Origin of the sequence: Actinoplanes sp. NPDC023714 (assembly GCF_040639855.1) — a bacterium.
In the GTDB taxonomy this organism is placed as follows: Bacteria; Actinomycetota; Actinomycetes; order Mycobacteriales; family Micromonosporaceae; genus Actinoplanes.
On record NZ_JBFAAR010000004.1, the window covers coordinates 396983 to 422144 of the forward strand.

Genomic DNA, 25162 nt, shown 5'->3' on the forward strand with positions numbered 1-25162 from the left:
CGGGCAGGGGAGGCGGCTGCCGCGGCCGGGCTCGGGGAGGAAGCGGTGCGGTCTCTGCGCGGGCTCGCCGGCGATCGGGTGAAGGGGGCGGAGCCGGTACTGGTGCGGGCCCTCACCGATCAGTCGGGGTATCTCGCCGCGCTGGACCGGCACGGCGAGGCGCTGGCACTGGCCGAAGAGGCGGCGTCGCTGTCCTGGGCCGCCCCCGAACGGGCACAGCTGCTCGCCACCGCGCTCGTGACGCTGGCGAACCGGCTCGTGCGGGCCGGGCGGCTCGACGAGGCGCGGGACGCCGAACGGAAGGCCACGTCGATCGTGGAGGCCCTTCCGGAGACTGCGCTGGCGCGCGGGCTGTCCGCTCTCGCCCTCGCGATGGCCGACGCGGGCGAGCACGCCGAAGCCGTGGTCATCAGCGAGCGGGCCCTGGAGATGTGGCGGCGGCTCGCCCAGGAGGATCCCGGGGCGGAGGCGCGGCTGGGGCAGTCGCTGAGCGACCACGCGGATCGGCTGTCCGAATTGGGTCGGTGGGCCGATGCCGTGGAGTACAGCGCCGAATGCGTGGCGCACCGGCGGCGGACCGCCACCGAGGAACTGGCGAAGGCGTTGAAGCGGCACGCCGTGTTCCTCGACCGGGTCGGCCGGGAGCAGGAGGCGCACGCCGCGGCGGACGAGGCCGCCGAAGGCGCGGACCGCGGGAGCCATGCGTCGGCCTGAGAACACGGCCGAATGCGAAAGCCCCGCCTCGAGGTGAGACGGGGCTTCCGGAACTGCAGGGATCAGCTGCGGAGCATCTTGCGCAGGACGTACTGCAGGATGCCGCCGTTGCGGTAGTAGTCCGCCTCACCGGGCGTGTCGATCCGGACGACCGCGTCGAACTCGACGCCGGTGTCCGTGGTGACCTTCACGGTGCGCGGGGTGGTGCCGTCGTTGAGCTCGGTGACGCCGGCGAACGAGAAGGTCTCGGTGCCGGTGAGGCCCAGCGACTCGGCGTTCTGCCCCTGCGGGAACTGCAGCGGGAGCACGCCCATGCCGATCAGGTTGGAGCGGTGGATGCGCTCGTAGCTCTCGGCGATGACGGCGCGGACACCGAGGAGCATGGTGCCCTTCGCGGCCCAGTCCCGGGACGAGCCGGAGCCGTACTCCTTGCCGGCCAGGATCACCAGCGGGACGCCGGCCTCCTGGTAGGCCACCGAGGCGTCGTAGATCGTGGTCTGCTCGCCGGTCAGGTGGTTGACCGTGAAGCCGCCCTCGACGCCCGGCACCAGCTGGTTGCGGAGCCGGATGTTCGCGAACGTGCCACGGATCATGACCTCGTGGTTGCCGCGGCGCGAGCCGTAGCTGTTGAACTCGGCGCGCGGGACGCCGTGCTCGGCGAGGTACTTACCGGCCGGCGAGTCGGCCTTGATCGAGCTGGCCGGCGAGATGTGGTCGGTGGTGACCGAGTCGCCGAGCTTCGCCAGCACGCGGGCGCCGGAGATGTCCTGCACCGGCGCCGGGTCGGCGGCCATGCCCTCGAAGTACGGGGGCTTCCGCACGTAGGTGGAGTCACCGGACCAGGCGAAGGTGTCACCGGTCGGGGTGGGCAGCGACTGCCACTGCTCGTCGCCGGCGAAGACGTCCTGGTACGCCGTCGAGAAGCCCTCGGCGCCGATGGCCTGCGCGATGACCTCGTCGATCTCCTGCGCGGACGGCCAGATGTCGTTGAGGTAGACCGGGTTGCCGTCCGAGCCGGTGCCGAGCGGCTCGGTGGTGATGTCGATGTCCATCGAGCCGGCCAGGGCGTACGCCACGACCAGCGGCGGGGACGCCAGGTAGTTCATCTTGACGTCCGGGTTGATCCGGCCCTCGAAGTTCCGGTTGCCGGAGAGGACGGAGACCGCGGTCAGGTCGGCCTCGTTGATCGCCGCGGAGATCTCCTCGGGCAGCGGGCCGGAGTTGCCGATGCAGGTGGTGCAGCCGTAGCCGACCAGGTTGAAACCGATCTTGTCGAGGTACGGCGTGAGGCCGGACCGGTCGTAGTAGTCGGAGACGACCTTGGAGCCGGGCGCGAGGGTGGTCTTGACCCACGGCTTGCGGGTCAGGCCCTTCTCGACGGCCTTCTTCGCGAGCAGCGCGGCGCCGATCATGACCTGCGGGTTCGAGGTGTTCGTGCAGGACGTGATCGCGGCGATCACGACGGCGCCGTGGTCGAGCTCGTATTCGACCCCGTCGTCGCCCTTCACGCGGGTGGGCTTGGAAACCCGGCCCGTCGAGCCGAGAGCGGCCGAGAAGAGGTGCGGTTTGTCCGCTTCGGAATCGGTGTGATTGGCGGGCGGGTCGCTGGCCGGGAAGGACTCCTGGCTGGCCTCGTCCGCCGGTCCCTCATCCTGAACGTAGTTGCCCAGGGCGTCGCGGAACGCCGGCTTGGCCTCGCTGAGCAGCACCCGGTCCTGGGGACGCTTCGGGCCCGCGAGGGACGGGACGATCGTCGACAGGTCGAGCTCGAGCTTCTCCGAGTAGTCCGGCTCGGCGTTCGGGTCGAGCCAGAGGCCCTGGCGCTTCGCGTACGCCTCGACCAGCGCGACCTCCTTCTCGGAGCGGCCGGTCAGCTTGAGGTAGTCGATCGTCTGGTCGTCGATCGGGAAGATCGCGACGGTCGAGCCGTACTCCGGCGACATGTTGCCGATGGTGGCGCGGTTCGCCAGCGGCACGGCGCTGACGCCGGGGCCGTAGAACTCGACGAACTTGCTGACCACGCCGTGCTTGCGCAGCATCTCGGTGATCGTGAGGACCAGGTCGGTCGCGGTGGTGCCGGCCGGCGCCTCGCCGGACAGCTTGAAGCCGACGACCCGCGGGATCAGCATGCTGACCGGCTGGCCGAGCATCGCGGCCTCGGCCTCGATGCCGCCGACGCCCCAGCCCAGCACGCCCAGGCCGTTGACCATCGTGGTGTGCGAGTCGGTGCCGACCACGGTGTCCGGGTAGGCCTGCCCGTTGCGCTCCATGATCGTGCGGGCCAGGTACTCGATGTTGACCTGGTGCACGATGCCGGTGCCCGGCGGGACGACCTTGAACTCGTTGAACGCGGTCTGGCCCCAGCGGAGGAACTGGTAGCGCTCGCGGTTGCGCTGGTATTCCAGCTCCACGTTGCGCTGGAACGCGTCCTCGCGGCCGAACAGGTCGGCGATGACCGAGTGGTCGATGACCAGCTCGGCCGGGGCGAGCGGGTTGACCTTGGTGGGGTCGCCGCCCAGGTCCTTCACGGCCTCGCGCATCGTGGCGAGGTCGACCACGCAGGGAACGCCGGTGAAGTCCTGCATCAGCACCCGTGCCGGGGTGAACTGGATCTCGACACTCGGGTCGGCGTTCTGGTCCCAGCTGCCGAGCGCGTTGATGTGGTCGGCGGTGATGTTCGCGCCGTCCTCAGTGCGCAGCAGGTTCTCCAGGAGGATCTTCAAGGAGTAGGGCAGGCGATCGTGCCCCTTCACCTTGTCGATCGTGAAAATCTCGTAGCTCGCGTCTCCGACGCGCAGCTCGCTCTTCGCACCAAAGGTGTCGAGGCTGGCCACCGTCATCTCCTTCACACCCAGCGACTGGAAGTCAAGTCTTTCGCACCGAAAGGGCGACCTTCGGGTTAGGTATGCCTAACTCTCGGTTGGCGTCTTCCATAAACCGTACGTCCGTCTTGCTAGGCCCCGCAAGGCGGGGTCTCCCTGCTCGATCCTGTCAGCATCGGCGGGGTTTGGGGTCGTCGATAGATGGGCATACGCGCCGCATGACGGCACCGGCGGACACCGACCAGCTCACCGACTTCTTCGGCCGGTACGGCACGGCACTCACGACCGGCGATGTCGCGGCGATCGCCGGCTGCCACGCACTGCCCGGGCTCGTCGTCTCCGACTCCTACAGCTTCACGTTCAGCACGCCGGCCGCGGTGGCGCTGTCGTTCCTCGGGGCCGCGCCCGCGTACCGGGAGAACCGGATCGTGGCGGCGCACGCCCAACTGCTCGAGGTGCACCGGCTGTCCACGGCGCTCACGCTGGTCGCGGTCGAGTGGGAATACCTGGACGACGAGGGCGGCGCGGTCCCCGGCGAGCGGTACCGCTACCTGGTGCGCACCGGCGCCGACGGCCCGCTGATCACCACGGTCATAGCCACGCGCTGAGCGTTCCGGTGCGACCATGGTCCGGTGACGACGATAGAGATCGCTGCGACCGCCTCCTCTGCCTCTTCACAGATCCGGACCCGTCCGCAATGGCTCATCGTGCACTACCACCGGCCGGATGGGGACTACGCCGACTGGTCGCTGCACGCCTGGGGTGACGTCGCTGCCGGGATGACCTATCCGGAGGGCGCGCCGTTCGCCGGCGAGGACTCCTTCGGGCGGTTCGCCCACGTGCGGCTGTCCGAGAACGCCCGCGAGGTCGGATTCCTGGTCATCCACCGGTTCGGCGCGAAGGACGTCGAGGTGGACCGGTGGGTCGACGTCTCCGAGACCGCGGAGATCTGGGTGACCGCCAACGATCGCCGGGTCTCGAGCGAGGGGCCGGCGGTCGAGGAGGAGCAGGATTCCGGCTTCGCCGTCATCCACTACCGGCGACCCGGCGGGGACTACAGCGGGTGGGGCCTGCACTGCTGGGAGGGGGTCCCGGTCACATCCAAAACCCCCTGGGGTACGCCGAGAGAGCCGTCCCGCTTCGACGCCTTCGGCGCGGTCTTCGAGGTCCCGGTCCGGCCCGACGCGGTCGGGCTCCGCTACGTCATCCACCGGGGCGACGAGAAGGACCTGCCCGACGACCAGCGGCTCGACCTCACCGTGGCCCGGGAGCTGTGGGTCGAGGCCGGGGTCGCCGCCCCGGTCCGGCCCGATCTGGGCACGCTCGGCCCGGAGCTCGACCCGGCCCGCGCCTTCGCCGTCTTCGTCGACCGGGGGACGATCGCGCTGCCCGACTGGTTCGCGGCGCGGGCGGTGTCGTTCACGCTGGACGCGGTCTCGTTGACGCCGGAATCGGGGGCGCGGGAGCTTGCCCTCGTACCCCGCCCGGGTGGCCTTTTCCAGGCGCAGAGCCGGCGCTTCCCGCACCTGCGCGCCTACCGCGCCTTCGCGATCCGGGAGATGGGCGACGCGGCGCTCGGCGACCTGCTCCGCGGCCGGCTGCTGATCACCGGACGTGATGCGGGCGGCGAGGTCGTGGCGCTCACGGCGGTGCAGCTCGCCGGGGTGCTGGACGACCTCTACGCCGACGCGGCCGACGCCGAGCTGGGCCTCACCTTCGACGACGAGGACCAGCCGCGGCTCGCGGTGTGGGCGCCCACGGCGATCACCGTGGAGCTGGAGCTGTTCCGCACGCCGTCGGACGAGCCCCGGATCCTGCCGATGGAGCGCGACCCGGTCACCGGCGTCTGGTCGGCCGACGTGAAGCGCAAGTGGCTCGGGCGGTTCTACCGGTACCGGGTCGAGCTCTGGCATCCGGCGGCGCAGCGGGTCGTGACCACCAGCGTGACCGACCCGTACTCGCACTCGCTCGCCACCGACTCCACGCACAGCCAGCTCGTCTCGCTGTCCGATCCCGACCTCAAGCCGATGGGCTGGGACGCCCTGGTGAAGCCGCCCGCGGTCGCCCCGGCCCGGATGCAGATCGCCGAGGTGTCGGTCCGCGACTTCTCCATCGCCGACCCGTCGGTGCCGGAAGCCGAGCGGGGCACCTTCGCGGCGTTCACCAGGCCCGACTCGCACGGCATGCGGCATCTCCGGTCGCTCGCCGAGGCCGGGCTCACCCATCTGCACCTGCTGCCGGTGAACGACTTCGCCACGGTCCCGGACCGGCGGGCCGACCAGGCGGCGCCGCAGTGCGACCTCGCGTCGTTCCCGCCGGACTCCGAGGAACAGCAGCGCGCCGTCATGGAGGTGGCCGGCACCGACGGCTACAACTGGGGATACGACCCGTGGCACTGGACGACCCCGGAGGGCAGCTACGCCACCGACCCGGCCGGCTCGGCGCGCATCCTGCAACTGCGCTCGGCGGTGGCGGCGCTCAACGCGGCCGGGCTCCGGGTCGTGCTCGACGTCGTCTACAACCACACGATGGGCGACGGCCTCGACCGGTTCAGCGTGCTCGACCGGATCGTGCCCGGGTACTACCACCGCCTGCTCGCCGACGGCAGCACCGCCGAGTCGACCTGCTGCCCGAACACCGCCACCGAGCACATGATGATGAGCAAGCTGGTCATCGACTCGCTGGTGACGTGGGCCGTCCAGTACCGGGTCGACGGCTTCCGGTTCGACCTGATGGGCCACCACCCGCGGGCGAACATCCTGGAGGCGCGGATCGCCCTGGACCGGCTCGGCGAGTACGGCAAGGAGATCTGCCTCTACGGGGAGGGGTGGAACTTCGGGGAGGTCGCGTACGACGCCCGGTTCGCCCAGGCCACCCAGGTCAACATGGCGGGCACCGGGATCGGGACCTTCAACGATCGTCTCCGGGACGCCGTCCGGGGTTTCGAGGGCGAATCCCAGGGGTTCGCCTCGGGACTCGGGTCGCGTACCCCGCTCTGGCTTCATGATCAGATCAAGGTGGGGCTGTCCGGGGCGCTCGCGTCCTACCGCTTCGTCACGCACACCGGCGCCGAGCGCAGTGGCTCCCAGATCGACTACAACGGGTCGCCGAGCGGGTATGCGCACGATCCCGGCGAGGCGATCAACTATGTGGACGCCCATGACAACGAGATTCTGTACGACGCCCTGGCGTTCAAGCTGCCGCGGGACACGTCTCCTCTCGACCGGGCGCGGATGCAGGTGCTGGCCCTGTCGCTGGTCGTCTTCAGCCAGGGGGCCGGGTTCGTGGCTCTCGGGAGTGAGCGGTTGCGGTCGAAGTCGCTGGATCGGAACTCGTTCAACTCGGGAGACTGGTTCAACCAGATCCGGTGGGACCCTGGTGCGGGGAACGGGTTCGGGGTCGGGCTACCGCCTTATGCGGATAATTCGGATAAATGGGTATTGGCCCGGCCGCTGTTGGGGGATCCGGGTCTCGTCCCGCCGCCGGAAGCCGTGGAGATGGCGGCCGAGCGCTATCGGGAGATCCTGCGGATCCGGCGGTCGTCGGCCGTGTTCGGGCTGGCCACTGCGGACGAGGTGCAGCGGCGGGTGGCGTTCCCGCTGGGTGGGCCCGCGGAAGCGCCCGGGGTGATCGTGATGGTGCTGGACGCGACGGGGCTGGACTCGCCGTGGCGGACCGTGGTGGTGGTCTTCAACGCGACCGCTGCGGAGTCGGTATCACCTATTTCGAATATTTCGGATTTATACATGCATCCGGAGCTGGTGGAATCGGCCGACCCGGAACTGCGGAAGGCCTCGATGGTGGACGGCTCGCTCGTCGTGCCGGCACGGTCGGTGGCGGTGTTCGTCCGCGACTGACGCTTCGGTGCGGCTCGTCACAGCTGCCGGGTTGCGCGGGGCGGGCAGGATGATGCGTTAGATTGCGCCGCGCGGGGAGCGTCGTCCGTCTCCGCGCGATCGCGCCGCCGACGGTCGGTGGCCGTGGAGCGGAGGTCGTGGTGCGGTTCGAGCGTGCCCTGTTCATGCCTGCCCTGGGCGCGTTGGTCCTGGCCGCCCTCGCCGGCGGATGCACATCCGGCGACGAGAAGCCGGAGTTCGCCGACCCGGCCCAGTCCGCCGCCGCGCCGGTGACGGCCGCGTCCGCGCCCGCCTTCAGCGAGCCGGCCGCCTATTCGTACGTCATGACCCGCGGCTGCGACGCCGCCGCTCCTCTCGGGAAATACCAGGTCACCGTGAGCGGAGGCGCGGTGACGGCCGCCGAGCGGGTGGGCGCCCCGGCCGCGTCGCCGGCCGCGTCGGCGGAGGTCGACCTCGGACCCGTCACCGGTCAGGAGGGCGAGGAGATCGAGGTGCCGACCCTCGCCGAGCTCGTCACGATGGCCGAGACCGCCAATGAGGACGGCGCCGAGGTGTCCACCGAGTTCGACGCGGCCGACGGCCACCCGGTCAAGGTCACGATCAACGTGGAGGACACCCCGGACGGCGCCGAGTGCTGGAGCGTGTCGGACTACAAGCCGGGCAGCTGACCCCGGCCGTCAACAGCGCGTGTTGACTTCAGGTGCGATCCGCGCCTCAACTCAACACGCTGTGGTGGTTCGGGGCGGGTGTGTTGAGTCGGGGTGCGATCCCCGCCTCGACTCAACACGCTGTGGCAGTTCGGGTTGGGCGTGTTGACTTCAGGTGCGGTCCGCGCCTCAACTCAACACGCTGTGGTGGTTCGGGGTGGGTGTGTTGAGTTGGGGTGCGGTCCGCGCCTCAACTCGACACGCTGTGGCCGGGCTCGCGGGCGGCGGCCTCGCGCAGGCGGCTGAACGCGGTGATGAGGTCGGGCAGCTGGAAGTGGGCGTTCAGGCCGCTCGGATTGGGCAGCACCCACACCGGCACCCCGCCCACCTCGTCGGGCTGCGGGCCGATCCGGGCCTTGGGACGGGCGAACGCCGACCGGTATGCCGTCACGCCCAGCACTGCAAGGTAGCGGGGGCGGAGCCGGGCGGCGAGGGCGGTCAGGAGCTCGCCGCCGGCTACCAGTTCGGCCGGGGTCAGCTCGTCGGCCCGGGCCGTGGCCCGGGCGACCACGTTGGTGATGCCCAGGCCCAGGGCGGGCAGCAGGTGCTGTTCGGACGGATGGAGCAGCCGGTCGGTGAAGCCGGCGCCGTGCAGGGTGGGCCAGAAGCGGTTGCCGGGGCGGGCGAAGTGGTGGCCGGTCGCGGCCGAGTACAGGCTCGGGTTGATCCCGGAGAACAGCACCCGCAGGTCCGGCCCGATCAGATCCGGGATGGTGCGGCCGGCGGCGGCCGCCACCTCGGCGGGGGACGGCTTGCGGAAATCGGGGGACAGGGTCACAGGGTCCTCGTCGAGCCGCCGTCGACGGCCACGGCGGTGCCCGTCACGTAACTCGCGGCGGGGGAGAGCAGGAAGGCGGCCACCCGGCCGTACTCGGCGGGCTCGCCGATGCGGCGCAGCGGGATGGCGGCGGAGACCTGGGCCGTCGCGGTGGCCGGGTCGTCGGCGGCCGCGAACAGCTCACGGCTCCGATCCGTCATGAACCGGCCCGGCAGGATGCTCAGCACGCGGACGCCGCGCGGCCCGTACTCGTCGGCCATGTCCTTGGCGACCATCGCGAGACCCGGACGCAGACCGTTGGAGAGACCGAGCCCGGTCAGCGGCGTCTTCACCGAGGTGGAGAGCACGAGACCGATCGCGCCGCCCTCGGGCAGCGCCGAGGCGAAGGTCCGGGCCGCGCGGATCGAGCCGAGGAACACCGTCTCGAAGGCCTGCCGCCACTGGTCGTCGCTCATGCTCGCGGCCGTGCCCGGCGTGGGGCCGCCCACCGAGACGAGCGCGCCGTCGAGCCGGCCGAAGCGTTCCGTCGCCGTGTCGACGAGGTCGCGCGGGGCGTCCGGGTCGCTCAGGTCGGCGACGATCCCGGCGGCGTGCTCCGGTCCGCCGAGCGCCGTCACGGCGTCCGCGACGCGTTCCGAGTCCCGCGACGAGATGACCACCCGCGCGCCGTCGGCGACGAGCGCCTGCGCGGTGGCGAAGCCGAGACCACGCGAGGCCCCGGTGAGGATGTAGACGCGATCGGCCAGCCCGAGATCCATGCCCTGAATCCTGCCACCCGGCGGCGCGGGCCCGGGCGGCCCGCTTGCGCTTTCTTCCGGGTACGAGGGGAGCGCGCTCAGTGCCGGCGGACGGCTTCCTCCACCAGGTCCAGGACGCGGGCCAGCTCGCCGGGCGGCCGCCCCGTGGCCAGGTGGAGCACCAGTCCGTCGTACGCAAGCTCCAAGAACTGGGTCAAGACCTCGACCTGCACGTCCTGGCGCAACACCCCGGCGTCACGCTGACGCTCGAGGCGCTCGCGGGTGGCGTCGGCGATCGCGGCGGAACGCTCGGACCAGCGCTTCGCGAACGCCGGGTCGGTGCGGAGCCGATGGGCCACCTCGAGTTGCGTGCCCAGCCAGCCGGCGGTGTCGCCGTCGCTGTTGCCGGCCCGCTCCAGCAGGTCGCGCATCACCTGGACGAGACCGTTGCGGGTGACCGTCTCCACCATCGTGGCGGCGTCGTCCTCGGCCACCGCCAGGAAGAGCGATTCCTTGTCACGAAAATGGTGGAAAATCGCCCCGCGGGACATGCCGGTCGCCTCCTCGAGGCGGCGGACCGTGGCGCCCTCGTAGCCGAACCGCGCGAAGCAGGCACGGGCCGCGCTGAGGATCTCGTGGCGGCGTGCGTCTAGCTGGTCCTGACTAACCCTGGGCACCCGCTGATCGTGTCACGGGGCGCCGGGCTCTTGCAATCCGTACGTACGGCTTCCTATAGCGTGCCGTCCCCTGAACTGATGATGCGAATTTCGTCATCCTGTCAGGGTTTTGTTAACACTCCTGGACTGTTCGCTTCTGTGGCGGCTCACGTAAAGTGCCCGGGTGCCTCTAGTCTTCCTCGCTCTGGACGACACCCTGCTTGATCGCGGCGGTGCCTTCCGTCTGTGGGCGAAAGGCTTTCTCGACGAGATAGCCGCGCCGCAGGAAGACCTGGACTGGCTCGTCTCGGTGGACGCCGACGGGCTGACCTCACGCTGGGACCTCGCGGATCTGATTCAGGACCGCTACCAGCTACGAGTGCCGACCATCGATCTCGTCGACGAGCTCAACGCGGGACCGCAGGCGTTCGAGCGCCTCGATCCGATGGTGGGCTGCGCGCTGGAGATCGCCGGGGACGCGGGACTCGTTCCGGTGGTCGTCACGAACGGCTCGGCCGAGCAGCAGGAGGCGCGCATCCGGCGTACCGGGCTGGACCGCTATGTCGCCGACTGGGTGATCTCGGAGCAGTGCGGGGTGAGCAAACCGAACCCGCGGATCTTCGCGCTCGCCGCTCAGCGGGTGCGGATGCGGCTCGCCGGTGCCTGGGTGGTCGGCGACAGCCCGGAGGCGGACATCGGCGGCGCGGCCGCGATGGGCCTGCCGTCGGTGTGGCTGCACCGGGGCCGCGAGTGGGTGGACAACCGGTTCGCCCCGACGAAGGTGGTCGGCAACGTGATCCAGGGGATCTCGGCCATCATGGCGACCCGCTGATTTAAATAGGTTGCGCGGCCCCCGCTCCGGCTGATTTCCTGGTGCCGGTTCGACGCGAGGTCGTTCCCGCGAGAGAGAAGGAGGTGTGGACACCATGGCTGTCTTTGTCATGCCCTCTGTCCTGACTTCCCTTCTTCCTTCTTTCTCCGAGGAGACCCTCCAGTGCGCGAGCACTCCATGCGGCGTGGGCGCCGCAAGTTCGACGACGACGAACCTGACTTCCTGAAGCGCGGCCGGCTCGAGCCGGTCCTGCAGGAAGACCCCGATCTGCCCGAGGTCGGCGACCGCTGGTCCACCTGGGACGGCGCTCTGCACGGTCCCGAACCCCGCCCCGACTGGGTGCTGACCGAATACGGCGCCGTCGACACCGAGCTGGGCATCCTGAAGACCGGCAAGGAGGCCGACGTCTTCCTGGTCCGCCGGCACAATCCGACCACGGGCGCCAGCTCGATGATCGCCGCGAAGCGGTACCGGGACGGCGAGCACCGCCTGTTCCACCGCGACGCCGGCTACCTCGAGGGCCGCCGGGTGCGCCGCTCCCGGGAGATGCGGGCCATGACGAACCGCACCGCGTTCGGCAAGGAGATGATCGCCGGCCAGTGGGCGGCCGCCGAGTTCGACGCGCTCGGCCGGCTGTGGCAGATCGGCCAGGAGAGCGGGCTGGTCTCGGTGCCGTACCCGGTCCAGCTCATCGGCACCGAGGTGATGCTCGAGTTCGTCGGCGACTGGGAGAGCGGCGAGGCGGCGCCGCGGCTCGCTCAGGTGCGGGCCTCGTACGACGAACTGGCCGACCTGTGGCGGCAGATGACCGACGCGCTGTCGGTGCTGGCCCGGGCGCAGGTGGCGCACGGTGACCTGTCGCCGTACAACACGCTGGTCCACGACGGACGCCTCGTCCTGATCGACCTGCCGCAGATCGTCGATGTGATCGCCAATCCGCGGGGCGGCGAGTTCATCGCTCGGGACGTGACGAACGTGGCCGCCTGGTTCCGCTCCCGGGGCCTCGACGTCGACCCGGAGACGCTGATCGAGCGCCTGCACTACGAGGCGGGCCTGCGCTGACCGCCCGCCCCGCGCCGCGCCGGCATCCCCTCAGCGGGATGCCGCGCCGGCGCCCGGTTCCCGGCCCGCGGCCGCCGAGCCCGCGGTATCCGGTTCCCGGTCCGCGGCCGCCGAGTTCACGGCGGCCGGTTTCCGGTCCGCGGCCGCCGAGCCCGCGGTATCCGGTTTCCGGTCCGCGGCCGCCGAGTTCACGGCGGCCGCGACCGGGACCGCGTCACTGCAGGTAGTTCTCCACCTCGCTGACGGAGTGCGCCTGCTCGCCGTCCGGGTCGTTCCCCGCGGTACGGGCGGCCCGCCGGCGGCGCAGCAGGTCCCAGCACTGGTCCAGCGACTCTTCAAGGTCCTTGAGCCGGGCGTGCTCCTCGTCGGAAGAGATCTTGCCCTGGCTCAGCTGCTGGCGGAGCGCGTGCTCCTCCTCGACCAAGCCGTTGATCCGGCTCAGCACAGTCTTGTCATCCATTCCCGAAGCCTATTCACCCGGAGCACTGTTGGTTGTCACCACCGTCCGTGTTCCGCGCCATGCTCCCCGCCCGCCGCACGCCGCACGCCGCCCACCGCCCGCCGCCCGCCGAGCCCGGTCCGCGGCCGGAACCGAGGCCGGCTGCAGTCCATCGCTGCCCCGAAGCCGGCGGGTTCGGCCGGGTCGCGGTGTGGGGAGAGCGGGGACGGGCGGGCTGCTCGGCCGGGTCGCGGTATGGGGAACGGGGACGGTTGGGCTGCTCGTCGATGGGAGCGGGATCCGCCGTAGTCATATGGGTGACTTTGGGACAATTTGCGGATGAATCGAGCTATAGCACTCATTGCGGCACCTCTTCTGCTCGGCGCCTGCAGCAGCGCGCAGGCCACGGGGCGGACCGTCACGCCTGCTCCGACCACTGCTACGACGCCGGCCGGGCTTGTTCCGGGGGCGGTCACGGCGGGGACGTTCCGGGAGTGGCGGGAAGGGGCTACGGCCGTCACCTACGACACTGCCGCGGTACCGGCCGGCGCCACTGCCGAGGTCGCCGTCGCGGAGGCTGCGGGCGGGGTCACGGTGACGGTCGAGCTTCGGGGGCTGGTGCCGGGACGGGCCTACGGTGCCCACCTGCACAACAACCCGTGCACCGCGGATCCGGCCGCGGCGGGGCCGCACTATCAGAACCGGGTCGATCCGGCCGCCGGGCCGGGGAAGCCGTCGGTCGACCCCGCCTACGCGAACCCGGAGAACGAGGTCTGGCTGGACTTCACCGCGGACGCGGCGGGCCGCGGGTCGGCGCGCAGCGTGCAGGGGTGGCGGTTCAGCACCGAGCGGCCGCCGTGGTCGTTCGTGCTGCACGCCGAGAACACGCACACCGGGCACGGTGAGGCCGGGACGGCGGGGGCGCGGCTCGCGTGCCTGACCCGGAAGCCGGTGCCGGCCTACGTGAACCAGCCCGGGCGGGCCTAGCCGGGCCGGCCGGGGACGCGCCACCACGGGACGGCGCCGATCGGTCGCTGTGGTGACCCTTGGCCACGGGAGGTGTGGGGAACGCCTTCCGTGGTGCGGGGGCCACGCTGATCTTCGTACATATGAAGGGAGCGGAAGCGACCGCGCCTGCCGCGCCCACCGCCGGGGTTGTACCGTCGGGGCAGCGAGAACGGAGGCACCCTCAGATGGGCGAGCAAGCCAGGACTGAGTCGCACGACCCGGATTTCCCGGAGGCGTTTCTGCAGTTCATGCGCAGTGGGTGGCGGGAGGATCCGCTCGCGGTCACGCCGCTGCCGGAAGTGCCCAACTACGCGAAGCGGCGCGCTGCGCTCTCCGAGGCGTTCCCGGGTGAGACGCTGATCATTCCCAGTGGCAACGAGAAAGTACGGGCGAACGACACCGACTACACGTTCCGGCCCGGGAGCGACTTCTTCTATCTGACCGGCGACCGCGACCCCGACAGCGTGCTGGTGCTGCGGCCGAGCGGATCCGGGCACGACGCGGTCCTGTTCACCCGGGAGCGCAACTCGAAGGAGACCGACCGGTTCTTCCGGGACCGCAACGGCGAACTCTGGATCGGGCGCACCCACACGCTCGCCGAGAAGTCGGCGGAGCTCGGCGTCGAGACGGCGTCGCTCGGTCACCTCGGCCCGGTGCTGGCCAACTCGGCGCCCGGTCGCACCCGGGTGCTGCGCGGGCTCGACGCCAACGTGGACCGGGCGGTGCTCGCCTACGAGCCCAACCGGGACAAGCCCCGCGACCGCGAACTGGCCTGGGTCATCTCCGAGCTGAAACTCGTCAAGGACGAGTGGGAGATCGCCCAGCTGCAGGACGCCATCGACGCGACGGTGCGCGGCTTCGAAGACGTGGCCCGGGTCCTCCCGGCCGACCGCCCGGTCAAGGAGCGGCTGCTCGAAGGCGTGTTCGGGCTGCGGGCGCGGCACGACGGCAACGACGTCGGCTACACCTCGATCGTCGGCTCCGGGCCGCACGCGACGATCCTGCACTGGGTGCGCAACACCGGCCTCACCACGCCGGGCGACCTGCTGCTCATGGACATGGGCGTCGAAGGCAACAACCTCTACACCGCCGACGTGACCCGGACCGTTCCGGTGAACGGGACGTTCACGCCGCTGCAGCGCCAGGTGTACGACATCGTGCACGCGTCACAGCAGGCCGGCATGGACGCGATCCGGCCCGGCGTGAAGTTCAAGGACGTGCACCTCACCTGCATGCGCGTCCTCGCCGAAGGCCTGCACGACCTCGGCCTGCTGCCGGTCAGCGTCGACGAGGCGATGAGCGAGAACTCGACGATCTACCGCCGGTGGACGCTGCACGGCTTCGGCCACATGCTCGGCATCGACGTGCACGACTGCGCGCACGCCCGGAAGGAGACCTACCGGGACGGCGAGCTCAAGGAAGGGTACGTGCTGACCGTCGAGCCCGGCCTCTACTTCCAGGCCGAGGACGAGCTGGTGCCGGCCGAGCTCCGGGGCGTCGGCGTCCGGATCGAGGACGACGTCCTGGTGACCGCGGACGGGTGCAAGAACCTGTCGGCGGGGCTGCCGCGGTCGTCGGGCGAGGTCGAGCAGTGGCTGGCTTCGCAGCGGGAGGCGGGTCCGCGCCTGCCCGGGTGACGGGTTCTTCGAGTGGCCCGCCGTTCGGTCTTGCCTGTGCCGGCGGCGGGCTTCGCTTTTGTGGCGGGTGGGGCGCGGCTTCTTGCCGGGCCGGGCCCTCGGCGAGAGTAGCGACGATCTGTACGCACCACCCCGCTGCGACATGGGCATGAGAGGCTGCTCGCATGGGGTACGCGATGGTGATGGGTGAGGCGCTGATCGATCTGCTGGAGGCGGACGCCGGCGGGGAGCAGATCTATCGCCAGGCGATCGGCGGGGCGCCGCTGAACGTGGCCGTTGCGGTGGCGCGGCTCGGGGGCGAGGTCGAGTACGCCGGGTCGCTCAGTGCGGACGTGCTCGGCGAGCGGATGGCGGGCTTCCTGCGGGACGCCGGAGTGGGCGGTCGCGGGATCACGCGGGTGAAGGTGCCGACGACGCTCGCGGTGACGACGTTCGAAGGGGCCGAGCCGACGTTCACGTTCTATGGGGAGCCGCCGTCCTATGCGCTGCTCGGGCCCGGCGACGTGGATCTCGGGGTGGTCGCGGGGGCGGGCGTCCTCTATGCCGGGTCGATCTGTCTGCTGCGGGAACCGTTCCGGTCGGCGGCGCGGGCGGCTTGGCGTGTGGAGGGGCCGCTCAAGGTGTTCGATCCCAATGTGCGGCCTACGCTGCTGCCCGATCAGGCTGCCGTGGAGGAGTTGAGGGCGCTCGTCGAGGAGTTCGCGGGTGGGGCCGATCTCGTGAAGCTCAGCATCGCGGACGCGGGCGTGCTCTACGGGGAGGAGGATCCGGCTGCGGCGGCCGCGAGGATCGGGGCGAAGGCTGTGGTGGTGACCTGTGGCGCTAGAGGCGCATATGTCGCGTTAAATCGGGATGAAGGGGTCATGATCGAGGCGCCTAGTGTGGCGGCTGTCGATGCTACGGGCGCGGGGGACTCGGTCATGGGGGCGTTGATCACGAGATTGCTCAAGAGCGGAAATTTGGCGACATTGGACGATTTGTCGAGTCATGTCCGGTTCGCCCTTAAGGTTGCTGGACTCGTCTGTGAACGGCCGGGCGGCGCCACCGCGATGCCGACCGCGGCCGAGCTCACCGCCCGCTGGGGCGACTCAATCTAGAGCCCGCTCGATGAACTGCTGCCGGTCGAGCACCACCCGCTCGATCGTCACCTCGGCGACGACCGCATTCCGATCCTGCACGACCACCTCGAAGAACAGCTTCCGGCCGTCGACCTTGGTGAGCGTCGCCTGCGCCACCACGACCCGTCCCACCGGCGTCGGGGCGCGGTGCGCGATCTCCGCCCGGCTGCCGACGGTGGTGACCCCGCCGGGGATCTGCCGGGCGGTGGCGGCCACGGTCGCGGCTTCGGCGAGGGCCAGGAGGCGGGGTGTGCCGAGCACCGGCACGTCGCCGGAGCCGAGGGCCTGCGCGGTGTCGGCGTCGGTGACGGTCAACTCGACCCGGGCGCTCATGCCCGGCGCGAACTGCTCCATGGGGCCAGCCTAAGCGAGCGACGACCGGCCAGCCTAAGCGAGCGGCGACCGGCCAGCCTAAGCGAGCGACGACCGGGCGGCCCTAAGCGAGCGACGACCGGGCGGCGCGGGCCCGCACCGCGAGCTGTTCGGCGATCGCATACGCCTCGGCGAGATCCCGGTCGTGCGCCACCCCGGAGCGGCCGCCTGCCGTGTCCGCGTAGACGGTACCCAGCCCGAGCATCCGCTGCAGCGGACCCTGGACGACGCGGACGCTCTGCATCCGGGCGTACGGCACGAGGCTCACCTCGCGGGTGATCCGCCCCTGCCGGGTCACGAAGACGTCCGGGGTGAGGCCGGCGCCGTAGAAGCGCAGCGCCAGCGGGTGCAGCCATCGCGCGCGCAGCGGCGGCGGCGAGGTGGCGAGCGCCGCCAGGTCGACGCCGGGCATCACTGCGGCGACGAGTGAGCGCGCCGTCGCGATGTCGCCGACCGGCATGAGACGGTCGGAGCTCTTGTCGTCGCTCGACTCCGGTCCGCTGTAGCCGGCGATGTCGAGCCGCAGGTTCAGCCAGCGCGCCTTGCGCCACAGGAACGGCCAGACGATCCGGACGGTCTGCACGCGGTGCGGTGGCACCACCTGGTTGCGGGTCTCGGTGAGGCCGTAGTGCAGCACCAGCCGCCGGTCGTGGTCACGGCTGAGCCGGAAGTCCCAGTCGCCGAGGACGCGCCGGATCGGCTGGAGCAGCACGCCGGCCATCGCCGTCATGGTGCTGGCGATGCCGATGAACGTCCACGAACCCTCCATCACGAACTGCGTGACCACCCACGCGATACCGATCGGCAGGAAGAATGCCTGCGGCGTGAGGAGCTGGCTGACCAGCAGATCCGTGTTCCGGACGCGATAGAGGGGGGCCTCGGCGGGTGCTGCGGCGGCGGCCCCGGCCGCCGGGTCCGCGAGGGATGGGCCGGGGGCTTGGGTACGACCGGAGAGCGCGAGCAGCCGCTCCCTCAAGATCGACGCCTCCCGCACCGTGAGGTAGGCGAGCGGCGCCTCGGTCTTGCCGCCGCCGACGACTTCGAGGCGGAGTTCGGCGAGCCCGGTCAGCTGGGCGAGCAGCGGCCGGCGCAGTTCCACGGCCTGCAGCCGGTCGAGCGGGATGGCCCGGTTGCGCCGCCAGATCAGCCCCTCGGCGATCCGCAGTTCGCGCCCGATCACCTGGTAGCCGGTGTTGTACCAGCCGATCACCGAGAAGATCACGACCCCGACCGCGAGCGCCGCCACGACCATGGCGAAGTGCGTCGGGCCGAGCTGGCGGAGCGTCTGCCAGGACAGCGCCGCGACGATCACGACGATGCTCTTGGCGCCGCTCAGCAGAGGACTCAGCGGATGAAGACGTTGCCGCTTCTCCAGCCCGGCCCCGGGATCGGCCGGAGGCATCCCCGGAGCCCAGCCGGCGGGCGGAGGCGTGCCATGCGGCCAGCCGTCGGGCGGTGGCGTGCCGTGTGGCCAGCCGGCGGGCGGAGGCGTGCCATGCGGCCAGCCGTCGGGCGGCGTGCCTGCGTCGGGCGGCGTGCCGTGCCAGCCCGGCTGCGCGGCGGCCTGGGCGTCGTGCCAGCCTGGCTGCGGGCCGGGGGTGACGGGTGGCGTGGCGGTCGGCCCGGGAGCCTGGGCGGGCTCCGGGATCTGGGGCGGGAGGCCGGCGCTGGTCACAGGCCCTCGGCCCGGTCCTCGCCCAGGGCGGTCAGCCGGTCGCGCAGGCGGGACGCCTCCTCGGGCGGCAGGCCGGGGATCCGGGCGTCGCTGGCGGCGGCCGCGGTGTGCAGCTGAACGGTGGCGAGGCCGAACGCCCGCTCCAGCGGGCCGGCGGTGACGTCGACGAACTGCATCCGGGCGTACGGCACGATCGACAGGTGGCGGATCAGCAGGCCGTGGCGGACCAGCAGGTCGTTGTCGCGCTCGGCGTAGCCCCACGCGCTCACGGCCCGCACCTCGACGATCGCGCGCCAGACGCCGAGCAGGAAGATCGCGCCGATCGCGATGAGCCAGCCGGACTGCCGGCCGAACGCCCACGCGACGCTGAGCCCGGCGATGATCACCATGACCCAGGCGGCGAGGCCGATCAGCTCCACGAGGATCAGCTTGGGGGAGACCGGGCGCCACTCGACCGTGTCGGGCCACGGTTCGAGGGCATCGACGACAGTGCGGGGCGGCTCGCTCACACCTGAAGCCTAGGAGATGACCGCACCTCCCGCCGCCGCGAAGGGCGTGACCTCGCGCAGGAAGCCCCGCGCGTCGAGGAAGGCGCCGAGCGTCGCACGGTGATCGGCGCAGGCCAGCCAGGTCTTGCGGCGCTCCGGGGTGTGCAGTTTCGGATTGTTCCAATGCAGCTGCCAGACGGCCGTGGCACGGCAGCCCTTGGATGAGCACTGGGGTTTCAGATCCTCGACCATTCCGGAGAACCTAACGGAAGGGAGTCGTTTTAGCGCCGGGCGGCCACGGGGGAAGCCGCCCGGCGACAACGGAAATGCTACACGCTTCAAATCCGAACGGATCCACCCGGTGACCGTGCCCGATCCGGCGGATCGCGCAGAAAGATCAACACGACCGGCCTCTTGCGCCGCGGCCGATGATGACTGCCAGGTGACGCGGCCGATGCATAGGCTGGGCGCACACGGCCGGATTTCTTAAGGAACCTCCCAGCCGTGTGGTGTTGTCTGTCGTGTAAGTCTTGAGCGTCGGCATCCACGCCGGCGCATCACGACCGCTTGTGGAGGACCGGTGGCGCAGCCGAGCACGCCCGAGACCGAGACCAGTCCCGACGCCTCGGCGCCGCAGCAGCAGGCCCCGGTGCCGCCGTCGCAGGACGCGACGCAGCTCGAGCGGGCGATGTTCGAGGTCAAGAGGGTCATCGTCGGCCAGGACCGGATGGTCGAGCGGATGTTCGTGGCCCTGCTGGCCCGCGGCCACTGCCTGCTCGAGGGCGTTCCCGGCGTGGCGAAGACGCTCGCCGTGGAGACCCTGGCCAAGGTGGTCGGCGGTTCGTTCTCCCGGGTCCAGTTCACCCCCGACCTGGTTCCGGCCGACATCGTCGGCACCCGGATCTACCGGCAGTCGAGCGAGCAGTTCGACGTGGAGCTCGGCCCGGTCTTCGTGAACTTCCTGCTCGCCGACGAGATCAACCGGGCGCCCGCGAAGGTGCAGTCGGCGCTGCTCGAGGTGATGGCCGAGCATCAGGTGTCGATCGGCGGCAAGAGCCACTCGGTGCCCGACCCGTTCCTGGTGATGGCCACCCAGAACCCGATCGAGCAGGAGGGCGTCTACCCGCTCCCCGAGGCGCAGCGCGACCGGTTCCTCATGAAGATCATCGTGGGCTACCCGACGGACTCCGAGGAACGCGAGATCGTCTACCGGATGGGTGTGAGCGCCCCGGAGCCGAAGCAGGTCTTCACCCCGGCCGACCTGCTCGCCCTGCAGAAGCGCGCCGACCAGGTGTTCGTGCACAACGCCCTGGTCGACTACACGGTCCGGCTGGTGCTCGCGACCCGCGCCCCGGCCCAGCACGGCATGCCCGACGTGGCCCAGCTGATCCAGTACGGCGCCAGCCCCCGCGCCTCGCTCGGCATCGTCCGGGCCACCCGCGCGCTGGCCCTGCTCCGCGGCCGCGACTACGCGCTGCCGCAGGACCTTCAGGACATCGCGCCCGACATCCTGCGCCACCGCCTCGTGCTCAGCTACGACGCCCTCGCCGACGACATCCCGGCCGACCACGTGGTCGCCCGGATCATGCAGACCGTCCCGATGCCGTCGGTGGCCTCCCGCCAGCAAGCCTCGCCGCACCCGGGCCAGCCCGGCCAGCCGCTTCAGGGCCAGCCTCATCAGGGCCAGCCTCATCAGGGTCCGAACGGCAACGGCGTCCAGCCGACGAGCGGCGTCCCCGCCTTCGACAACCGCCAGCCGTACCCGCAGGCCGGCGGCTGGCCCGGCCAGCAATGAGCTACCCGGGCGGGCCGCCCGCCCCCGCAGCGGACCAGCCCGCTGCGGGCCCGCAGCCCTGGGCGAACCAGCCGCGGCCGGAGGGCCAGGCGGGAGCGGCGGAGCAGAGCGGCGGCCTGTGGTCGTCGTGGGGCCGCCGGGAGAGTGCGGAGGAGCAGAGCGGCGGCCGGTGGTCACCGGCGGAGGAGAGCGGCGGCAAGACCTCGCTCTCCGGCGGGGTGCGGGGCGGCGCGGGCTCGAGCGGCGAGACGGCGCGGGCCGAGGCCGTGCTCGGGCGGCTCCAGCTGCTCGTCACCCGCAAGCTGGACGGCCTGCTCCAGGGTGACTACGTGGGTCTGCTGCCCGGCCCCGGCACCGAGGCCGGCGAGTCGCGGGAATACCGGCCGGGCGACGACGTGCGGCGGATGGACTGGCCGGTCACGGCGCGCACCACGCTGCCGCACGTCCGGCGGACCGTCGCCGACCGGGAACTCGAGACGTGGATGGCGATCGACCTGTCGGCGAGCCTCGACTTCGGCACGGCCCGCTGGCTCAAGCGTGATCTCGTCATCGCGGCCGCCACGGCGATCACCCATCTGACCGCGCGGGGCGGGAACCGGATCGGCGCCGTGGTGGGCACCGGTTCCGGCGTACCGGAGAAGAGCCCGAGCCGATGGCGCCGCAAGGCGGCGACGCAGCCCAGCCAGCCGCTGAGCTCTCCGGTTCTGGGCCCGCCGATGATCCGGATGCCGGCGCGGCCCGGCCGCAAGGAGGCGCAGGGGCTGCTGCGCGCGATCGCCCGGACCCCGATCCGGCCCGGGCGCGCCGACCTGGGCCGGCTCATCGACGCGCTGAACCGCCCGCCGCGCCGCCGTGGCGTGGCCGTCGTGGTCAGCGACTTCCTGGCGCCGGTGGAGGGCTGGGCGCGGCCGATGCGCAAGCTGGCCGTCCGGCACGACGTGCTGGCGATCGAGGTGGTCGACCCGCGCGAGCTGGAGCTTCCGGACGTCGGGGTGCTGACCCTCGCCGATCCGGAGACCGGCGCGCTGCACGAGGTGCAGACCGCCGACCCGAAACTGCGGCAGAAGTACGCCGAGGCGGCCGGCGAGCAGCGCGCCGGGATCGCCCGCGCGCTGCGTGCCGCCGGCGCGGCCCACCTGCGGCTGCGCACCGACACCGACTGGCTGCTCGACATGGTCCGCTTCGTGGCCGCTCAGCGCCACGCCCGTACCCGAGGGACCACACGATGATCCGTTTCCTGGAACCGTGGTGGCTGCTGACGCTGCTGCCCGTCTTCGCGATGGCCGGCGCGTACGTCTGGCGGCAGTTCCGCAAACGCAACTACGCGATGCGCTTCACCAACGTCGACCTGCTGCGCACCCTCGCCCCGAAGGGCCTGGGCTGGCGCCGGCACGTGTCGGCCGCGGCGTTCCTGCTGATGCTGGGCGCGCTCGCGGCGGCGACGGCCCGGCCGAGCGTCGACACCGAGCAGCCGCTCGAGCGCGCCACCGTGATGCTCGCCATCGACGTCTCGCTCTCGATGCAGGCCGACGACGTGGCGCCGAGCCGGATCGAGGCGGCGCAGGAGGCGGCGAAGGCGTTCGTGAGCGAGTTGCCGCCCACCTACAACCTGGGTCTCGTCTCGTTCGCGAAGGCGGCGAACGTGCTGGTGTCGCCGACCAAGGACCGGTCCGCGGTGATCTCCGCGATCGACGGGCTGACGCTGGCCGAGGCGACCGCGACCGGTGAGGCGGTCTTCACCTCGCTGGACGCGATCCGCTCGGTGCCGTCGGACGGCGCGGACGGCGCGCCGCCGGCCCGGATCGTGCTGCTCTCGGACGGGTACCGCACGTCCGGCCGGTCGATCGAGGACGCGGCGACCGCGGCCTCGCAGGCGAACGTGCCGGTCTCCACGATCGCGTTCGGCACCGACACCGGCGTGGTGGACATCCGCGGCTCGGTGCAGCGGGTGCCGGTCGACCGGCTGTCGCTGCAGGACCTGGCGGAGAACACCAAGGGGTACTTCTACGAGGCCGCCTCGGTGAGCGAGCTCAAGCAGGTCTACGAGGACATGGGCAGCTCGATCGGGCACCGGACCGAGCCGCGCGAGGTCACCCAGTGGTATGCCGGGGCGGGCCTGCTGCTCGGCCTGATCGGGGCGGCGATGAGCCTGCTCTGGACGTCCCGGCTGCCGTGAGGGACGGTCAGGGCGTGCCGTGCGCGAGCACGAACAGCATGACCACCCAGACCGAGAGCAGGGTGAAACCGAGGGGCGCGACGAAGTTCTTCATGGGAGTCCAACTTCCGCTGGTGACTGAGCGAGGAGAGAACGCGCAGATCACATTCGCGGCCGAGCCCGGCACCCGGCGTCGTGGCGCACACGACGAGGCCGGCCATGGTGAGGCCGGTGGGTGCGGGGTGGGAGAAACCTGGTCAGCGGTCAGAGGCGCTGACGAGCGTCCCGGCCACGACTAGGAGGATCGCTATCTCGCACAGCGATCACCTCCATAGCTCGTTCGCGGCCTGGGAACCGTCTGGGAGCGTACTCCTTAAGGCGCTCCTAATGAAATCGGGTCACTCTCCCGCGGCAACCAGGCCGGTCTCGTAGGCGAGGACCACGGCCTGGGCCCGGTCGCGCAGGCCGAGCTTCGCCAGGATCTTGCCGATGTGCGTCTTCACGGTCTGCTCGGCGACGACCAGGTCGGCGGCGATCTCCTGGTTGGACCGGCCGCGCGCGATCAGCCGCAGCACGTCGGTCTCGCGCGGCGTCAGCGCGTTGAGCTGCACCGGGCGCGGCCGCTGCCGGTGCGGGCGGGCGGCGAACTCGGCGATCAGCCGGCGGGTCACCGAGGGGGCCAGCAGGCCCTCGCCGCCGGCGACCACCCGGACCGCGTTGACCAGGTCGGCCGCGGGCGCGTCCTTGAGCAGGAACCCGCTCGCGCCGGCCCGCAGAGCCTCGTAGACGTAGTCGTCGAGATCGAACGTCGTGAGAATGAGCACTTTCGGTCCGGAGGACTCCGAGGCGCCGGTGAGCCGGCGGGTCGCCTCGAGGCCGTCCATGACCGGCATCCGGATGTCCATGAGCACCACGTCGGGGCCGAGCTGCCGGGCCGCGGTGACGGCGTCCGCGCCGTTCGCGGCGTCGCCGACCACGAGCAGGTCGGGCTGGGCCGCGAGCAGCGCACCGAACCCCTGCCGGACCATCGCCTGGTCATCCGCGATGAGTACCTTGATCATCAAACCTTCCTCTGCCGGGGGATCCTCGCGACGACCCGATAGCCGCCCTCGCCGTCGGGTCCGGCGTCGAGCTCGCCGCCGAGCAGCGCGACCCGTTCCCGCATGCCGACCAGCCCGTGCCCGCTGCCTTCCGGCGCGTCGGTGGTCAGCTCGTTGCGCACGATCAGTTCCAGTCTCTTGGGGGAGACGCGAGCTTCGAGCCGCACCGGGCCGCCGGGCGCGTGACGCGCCGCGTTGGCGAGGGCTTCCTGCACGATCCGGTACGCCGCCAGCCCCGTGGCGTCCGGCAACCCGCCGATCTCCGGCAGCTCACAGGTGACGGGCAGGCCCGCGCGTCGCGCGGTAGCCACCAGATCGGCGATCTCGGCGTACCCCGGCTGTGGCTCTTTGGGGGTCTCCTCCTGATCCGAGCGCAGCACGCCCAGCAGGCGCCGCATGTCGGTGAGCGCCTCCCGGGCCGCCGTCGCGATCGCGGTGAGCTCCTCCTTCGCGGCGTCCGGAAGGCCCTCCACCCGATAGGGGGCGGTCTCGGCCTGCACCGCGATCATCGACATGTGGTGCGCCACGACGTCGTGCATCTCCCGCGCGATCCGGGCGCGTTCCTCGAGGACCGCCCGCTTGGCCCGTTCCAGCTCGTTGAGCTCGGACTGCTCCTCAAGCAGTTCCCTGGTCCTCCGGCGGCGGGAGATGATGTCGCCGATCGCGGCCACCGCCACGATCAGCAGGCCGGCGCCCCAGGCGTTGGCGTCCGGCGCGTAGAGGAAGACCGGGACGAGGGTGAGGGTGACCGCCCAGATCGTCACGAGCGACTCGCTGGTCGCGGCGAGCCGGAGGAGCACGAAGAGGGCGCCGATGATCTGCACGGTGTTCCACGGCCAGGGCTCGTTCGGCGCGGCGTTGATCGTGCCGGCGAACAGCATCAGGAACGTGAGACGCCAGGCCAGGACGGGCCGGCGGTAGGCCACCGCGACCGGCAGCACCGAGCCGACGGCGATCAGGAGATCGAGCGGCACCGGCAGTTCCCGGACCGACGCGATCCACTGGCCGGCGGTCAGCCCGAGGCCGGCCAGGCCCAGCAGGAGGAGGGGCAGGAGGTTGCGCAGCCATCGACGCCGGGCCGGTGGCCTGGGAATCTCCTGCTTGAACGTTAGGTAAGTCAGCGGCCCCGTCACGCCGCCGCGCGCGGAAGGGCCGTTAGTCTCCATTCCCAGCAGGTTAGGACCAGTTGTCGAAGTTCGTTGAAGGAGAT

The 25162-nt window shown here is 71.3% G+C and carries 23 protein-coding genes; 12 read left to right on the forward strand and 11 right to left on the reverse strand.

Annotation, left to right across the window (positions count from 1 at the left end; all coding sequences use genetic code 11):
• The first annotated feature begins 45 nt into the window (after positions 1-45).
• A complete protein-coding gene (locus tag AB0G10_RS21135) occupies positions 46-714 on the forward strand; it encodes a tetratricopeptide repeat protein (protein ID WP_360924015.1) in 669 nt (222 codons plus the stop codon).
• Between the two features lie 62 nt (positions 715-776).
• On the opposite strand, the gene acnA is transcribed toward AB0G10_RS21135, so the two are convergent.
• The gene (gene acnA, locus AB0G10_RS21140; protein ID WP_360924018.1) at positions 777-3563 is read right to left on the reverse strand and encodes an aconitate hydratase AcnA; all 2787 of its coding nucleotides are present in this window, start codon (positions 3561-3563) and stop codon (positions 777-779) included.
• Positions 3564-3754: 191 nt separating this feature from the next.
• Between acnA and AB0G10_RS21145 the strand changes: the two genes are divergently transcribed.
• The 3 genes from AB0G10_RS21145 to AB0G10_RS21155 all read left to right on the forward strand — a co-directional run bounded on the left by AB0G10_RS21145 (position 3755) and on the right by AB0G10_RS21155 (position 8061).
• Positions 3755-4144, forward strand: a complete 390-nt coding sequence (locus AB0G10_RS21145) for a hypothetical protein (RefSeq protein ID WP_360924021.1) — start codon at positions 3755-3757, stop codon at positions 4142-4144.
• 24 nt (positions 4145-4168) lie between these two features.
• Positions 4169-7393 (forward strand): pullulanase-type alpha-1,6-glucosidase, encoded by a 3225-nt coding sequence (pulA, locus tag AB0G10_RS21150; protein WP_360924024.1) that lies wholly within the window; start codon positions 4169-4171, stop codon positions 7391-7393.
• A gap of 140 nt (positions 7394-7533) precedes the next feature.
• A complete protein-coding gene (locus tag AB0G10_RS21155; protein ID WP_360924027.1) occupies positions 7534-8061 on the forward strand; it encodes a hypothetical protein in 528 nt (175 codons plus the stop codon).
• 229 nt (positions 8062-8290) lie between these two features.
• Here AB0G10_RS21155 and mug read toward each other — a convergent pair whose 3' ends face one another.
• The 3 genes from mug to AB0G10_RS21170 all read right to left on the reverse strand — a co-directional run bounded on the left by mug (position 8291) and on the right by AB0G10_RS21170 (position 10292).
• A complete protein-coding gene (gene mug / locus AB0G10_RS21160) occupies positions 8291-8878 on the reverse strand; it encodes a G/U mismatch-specific DNA glycosylase (protein WP_360924030.1) in 588 nt (195 codons plus the stop codon).
• Positions 8875-9636: an SDR family oxidoreductase gene (locus AB0G10_RS21165; protein ID WP_360924033.1), complete on the reverse strand. Its 762-nt coding sequence runs from the start codon at positions 9634-9636 to the stop codon at positions 8875-8877. The genes mug and AB0G10_RS21165 overlap by 4 nt, the downstream gene beginning before the upstream one ends.
• Before the next feature lie 77 nt (positions 9637-9713).
• Entirely contained in the window at positions 9714-10292 is a 579-nt protein-coding gene (locus tag AB0G10_RS21170; protein ID WP_360924036.1) for a helix-turn-helix domain-containing protein, read from the reverse strand.
• Between the two features lie 163 nt (positions 10293-10455).
• On the opposite strand from AB0G10_RS21170, the gene AB0G10_RS21175 reads away from it, so the two are divergent.
• On the forward strand, positions 10456-11103 hold the full coding sequence (locus AB0G10_RS21175) for an HAD family hydrolase (RefSeq protein ID WP_360924039.1): 648 nt from the start codon (positions 10456-10458) through the stop codon (positions 11101-11103).
• Between the two features lie 177 nt (positions 11104-11280).
• The gene (locus tag AB0G10_RS21180; protein ID WP_360925000.1) at positions 11281-12165 is read left to right on the forward strand and encodes an RIO1 family regulatory kinase/ATPase; all 885 of its coding nucleotides are present in this window, start codon (positions 11281-11283) and stop codon (positions 12163-12165) included.
• Positions 12166-12379: 214 nt separating this feature from the next.
• On the opposite strand, the gene AB0G10_RS21185 is transcribed toward AB0G10_RS21180, so the two are convergent.
• A complete protein-coding gene (locus tag AB0G10_RS21185; RefSeq protein ID WP_360924042.1) occupies positions 12380-12625 on the reverse strand; it encodes a DUF2630 family protein in 246 nt (81 codons plus the stop codon).
• Positions 12626-12943: 318 nt separating this feature from the next.
• Here AB0G10_RS21185 and AB0G10_RS21190 point away from each other — a divergent pair, with 318 nt between their 5' ends.
• The 3 genes from AB0G10_RS21190 to AB0G10_RS21200 all read left to right on the forward strand — a co-directional run bounded on the left by AB0G10_RS21190 (position 12944) and on the right by AB0G10_RS21200 (position 16346).
• Positions 12944-13591, forward strand: a complete 648-nt coding sequence (locus tag AB0G10_RS21190) for a superoxide dismutase family protein (RefSeq protein ID WP_360924046.1) — start codon at positions 12944-12946, stop codon at positions 13589-13591.
• Between the two features lie 206 nt (positions 13592-13797).
• Complete coding sequence (locus AB0G10_RS21195; RefSeq protein ID WP_360924049.1) at positions 13798-15249, forward strand: aminopeptidase P family protein; 1452 nt, start codon at positions 13798-13800, stop codon at positions 15247-15249.
• Positions 15250-15413: 164 nt separating this feature from the next.
• Positions 15414-16346 (forward strand): carbohydrate kinase, encoded by a 933-nt coding sequence (locus AB0G10_RS21200; RefSeq protein WP_360924052.1) that lies wholly within the window; start codon positions 15414-15416, stop codon positions 16344-16346.
• Here AB0G10_RS21200 and AB0G10_RS21205 read toward each other — a convergent pair.
• The 4 genes from AB0G10_RS21205 to AB0G10_RS21220 form a co-directional block, all read right to left on the reverse strand.
• Entirely contained in the window at positions 16338-16721 is a 384-nt protein-coding gene (locus AB0G10_RS21205; RefSeq protein ID WP_360924055.1) for a hotdog domain-containing protein, read from the reverse strand. The genes AB0G10_RS21200 and AB0G10_RS21205 overlap by 9 nt on opposite strands.
• A gap of 82 nt (positions 16722-16803) precedes the next feature.
• Positions 16804-18141 (reverse strand): PH domain-containing protein, encoded by a 1338-nt coding sequence (locus AB0G10_RS21210; protein WP_360925003.1) that lies wholly within the window; start codon positions 18139-18141, stop codon positions 16804-16806.
• Positions 18142-18410: 269 nt separating this feature from the next.
• The gene (locus AB0G10_RS21215) at positions 18411-18923 is read right to left on the reverse strand and encodes a PH domain-containing protein (RefSeq protein WP_360924058.1); all 513 of its coding nucleotides are present in this window, start codon (positions 18921-18923) and stop codon (positions 18411-18413) included.
• Between the two features lie 9 nt (positions 18924-18932).
• Positions 18933-19154 carry a hypothetical protein gene (locus tag AB0G10_RS21220; protein WP_360924061.1) on the reverse strand — a complete coding sequence of 74 codons (222 nt, stop codon included), beginning with the start codon at positions 19152-19154 and terminating at the stop codon, positions 18933-18935.
• A 328-nt stretch (positions 19155-19482) separates the two neighbouring features.
• Between AB0G10_RS21220 and AB0G10_RS21225 the strand changes: the two genes are divergently transcribed.
• Genes AB0G10_RS21225 through AB0G10_RS21235 form a run of 3 tightly spaced genes read left to right on the forward strand, consistent with a single transcriptional unit; the run spans position 19483 to position 22873 of the window.
• On the forward strand, positions 19483-20697 hold the full coding sequence (locus tag AB0G10_RS21225) for an AAA family ATPase (RefSeq protein ID WP_360924064.1): 1215 nt from the start codon (positions 19483-19485) through the stop codon (positions 20695-20697).
• Positions 20694-21926: a DUF58 domain-containing protein gene (locus AB0G10_RS21230; protein ID WP_360924067.1), complete on the forward strand. Its 1233-nt coding sequence runs from the start codon at positions 20694-20696 to the stop codon at positions 21924-21926. The genes AB0G10_RS21225 and AB0G10_RS21230 overlap by 4 nt, the downstream gene beginning before the upstream one ends.
• Positions 21923-22873, forward strand: coding sequence for a VWA domain-containing protein (locus AB0G10_RS21235; RefSeq protein WP_360924070.1), 951 nt, complete (start codon positions 21923-21925; stop codon positions 22871-22873). Before AB0G10_RS21230 ends, AB0G10_RS21235 begins: the two co-directional genes overlap by 4 nt.
• 377 nt (positions 22874-23250) lie before the next feature.
• On the opposite strand, the gene AB0G10_RS21240 is transcribed toward AB0G10_RS21235, so the two are convergent.
• Positions 23251-23913: a response regulator transcription factor gene (locus AB0G10_RS21240; RefSeq protein WP_360924073.1), complete on the reverse strand. Its 663-nt coding sequence runs from the start codon at positions 23911-23913 to the stop codon at positions 23251-23253.
• The gene (locus AB0G10_RS21245) at positions 23913-25118 is read right to left on the reverse strand and encodes a histidine kinase (protein ID WP_360924076.1); all 1206 of its coding nucleotides are present in this window, start codon (positions 25116-25118) and stop codon (positions 23913-23915) included. Before AB0G10_RS21245 ends, AB0G10_RS21240 begins: the two co-directional genes overlap by 1 nt.
• Positions 25119-25162 lie beyond the last annotated feature (44 nt).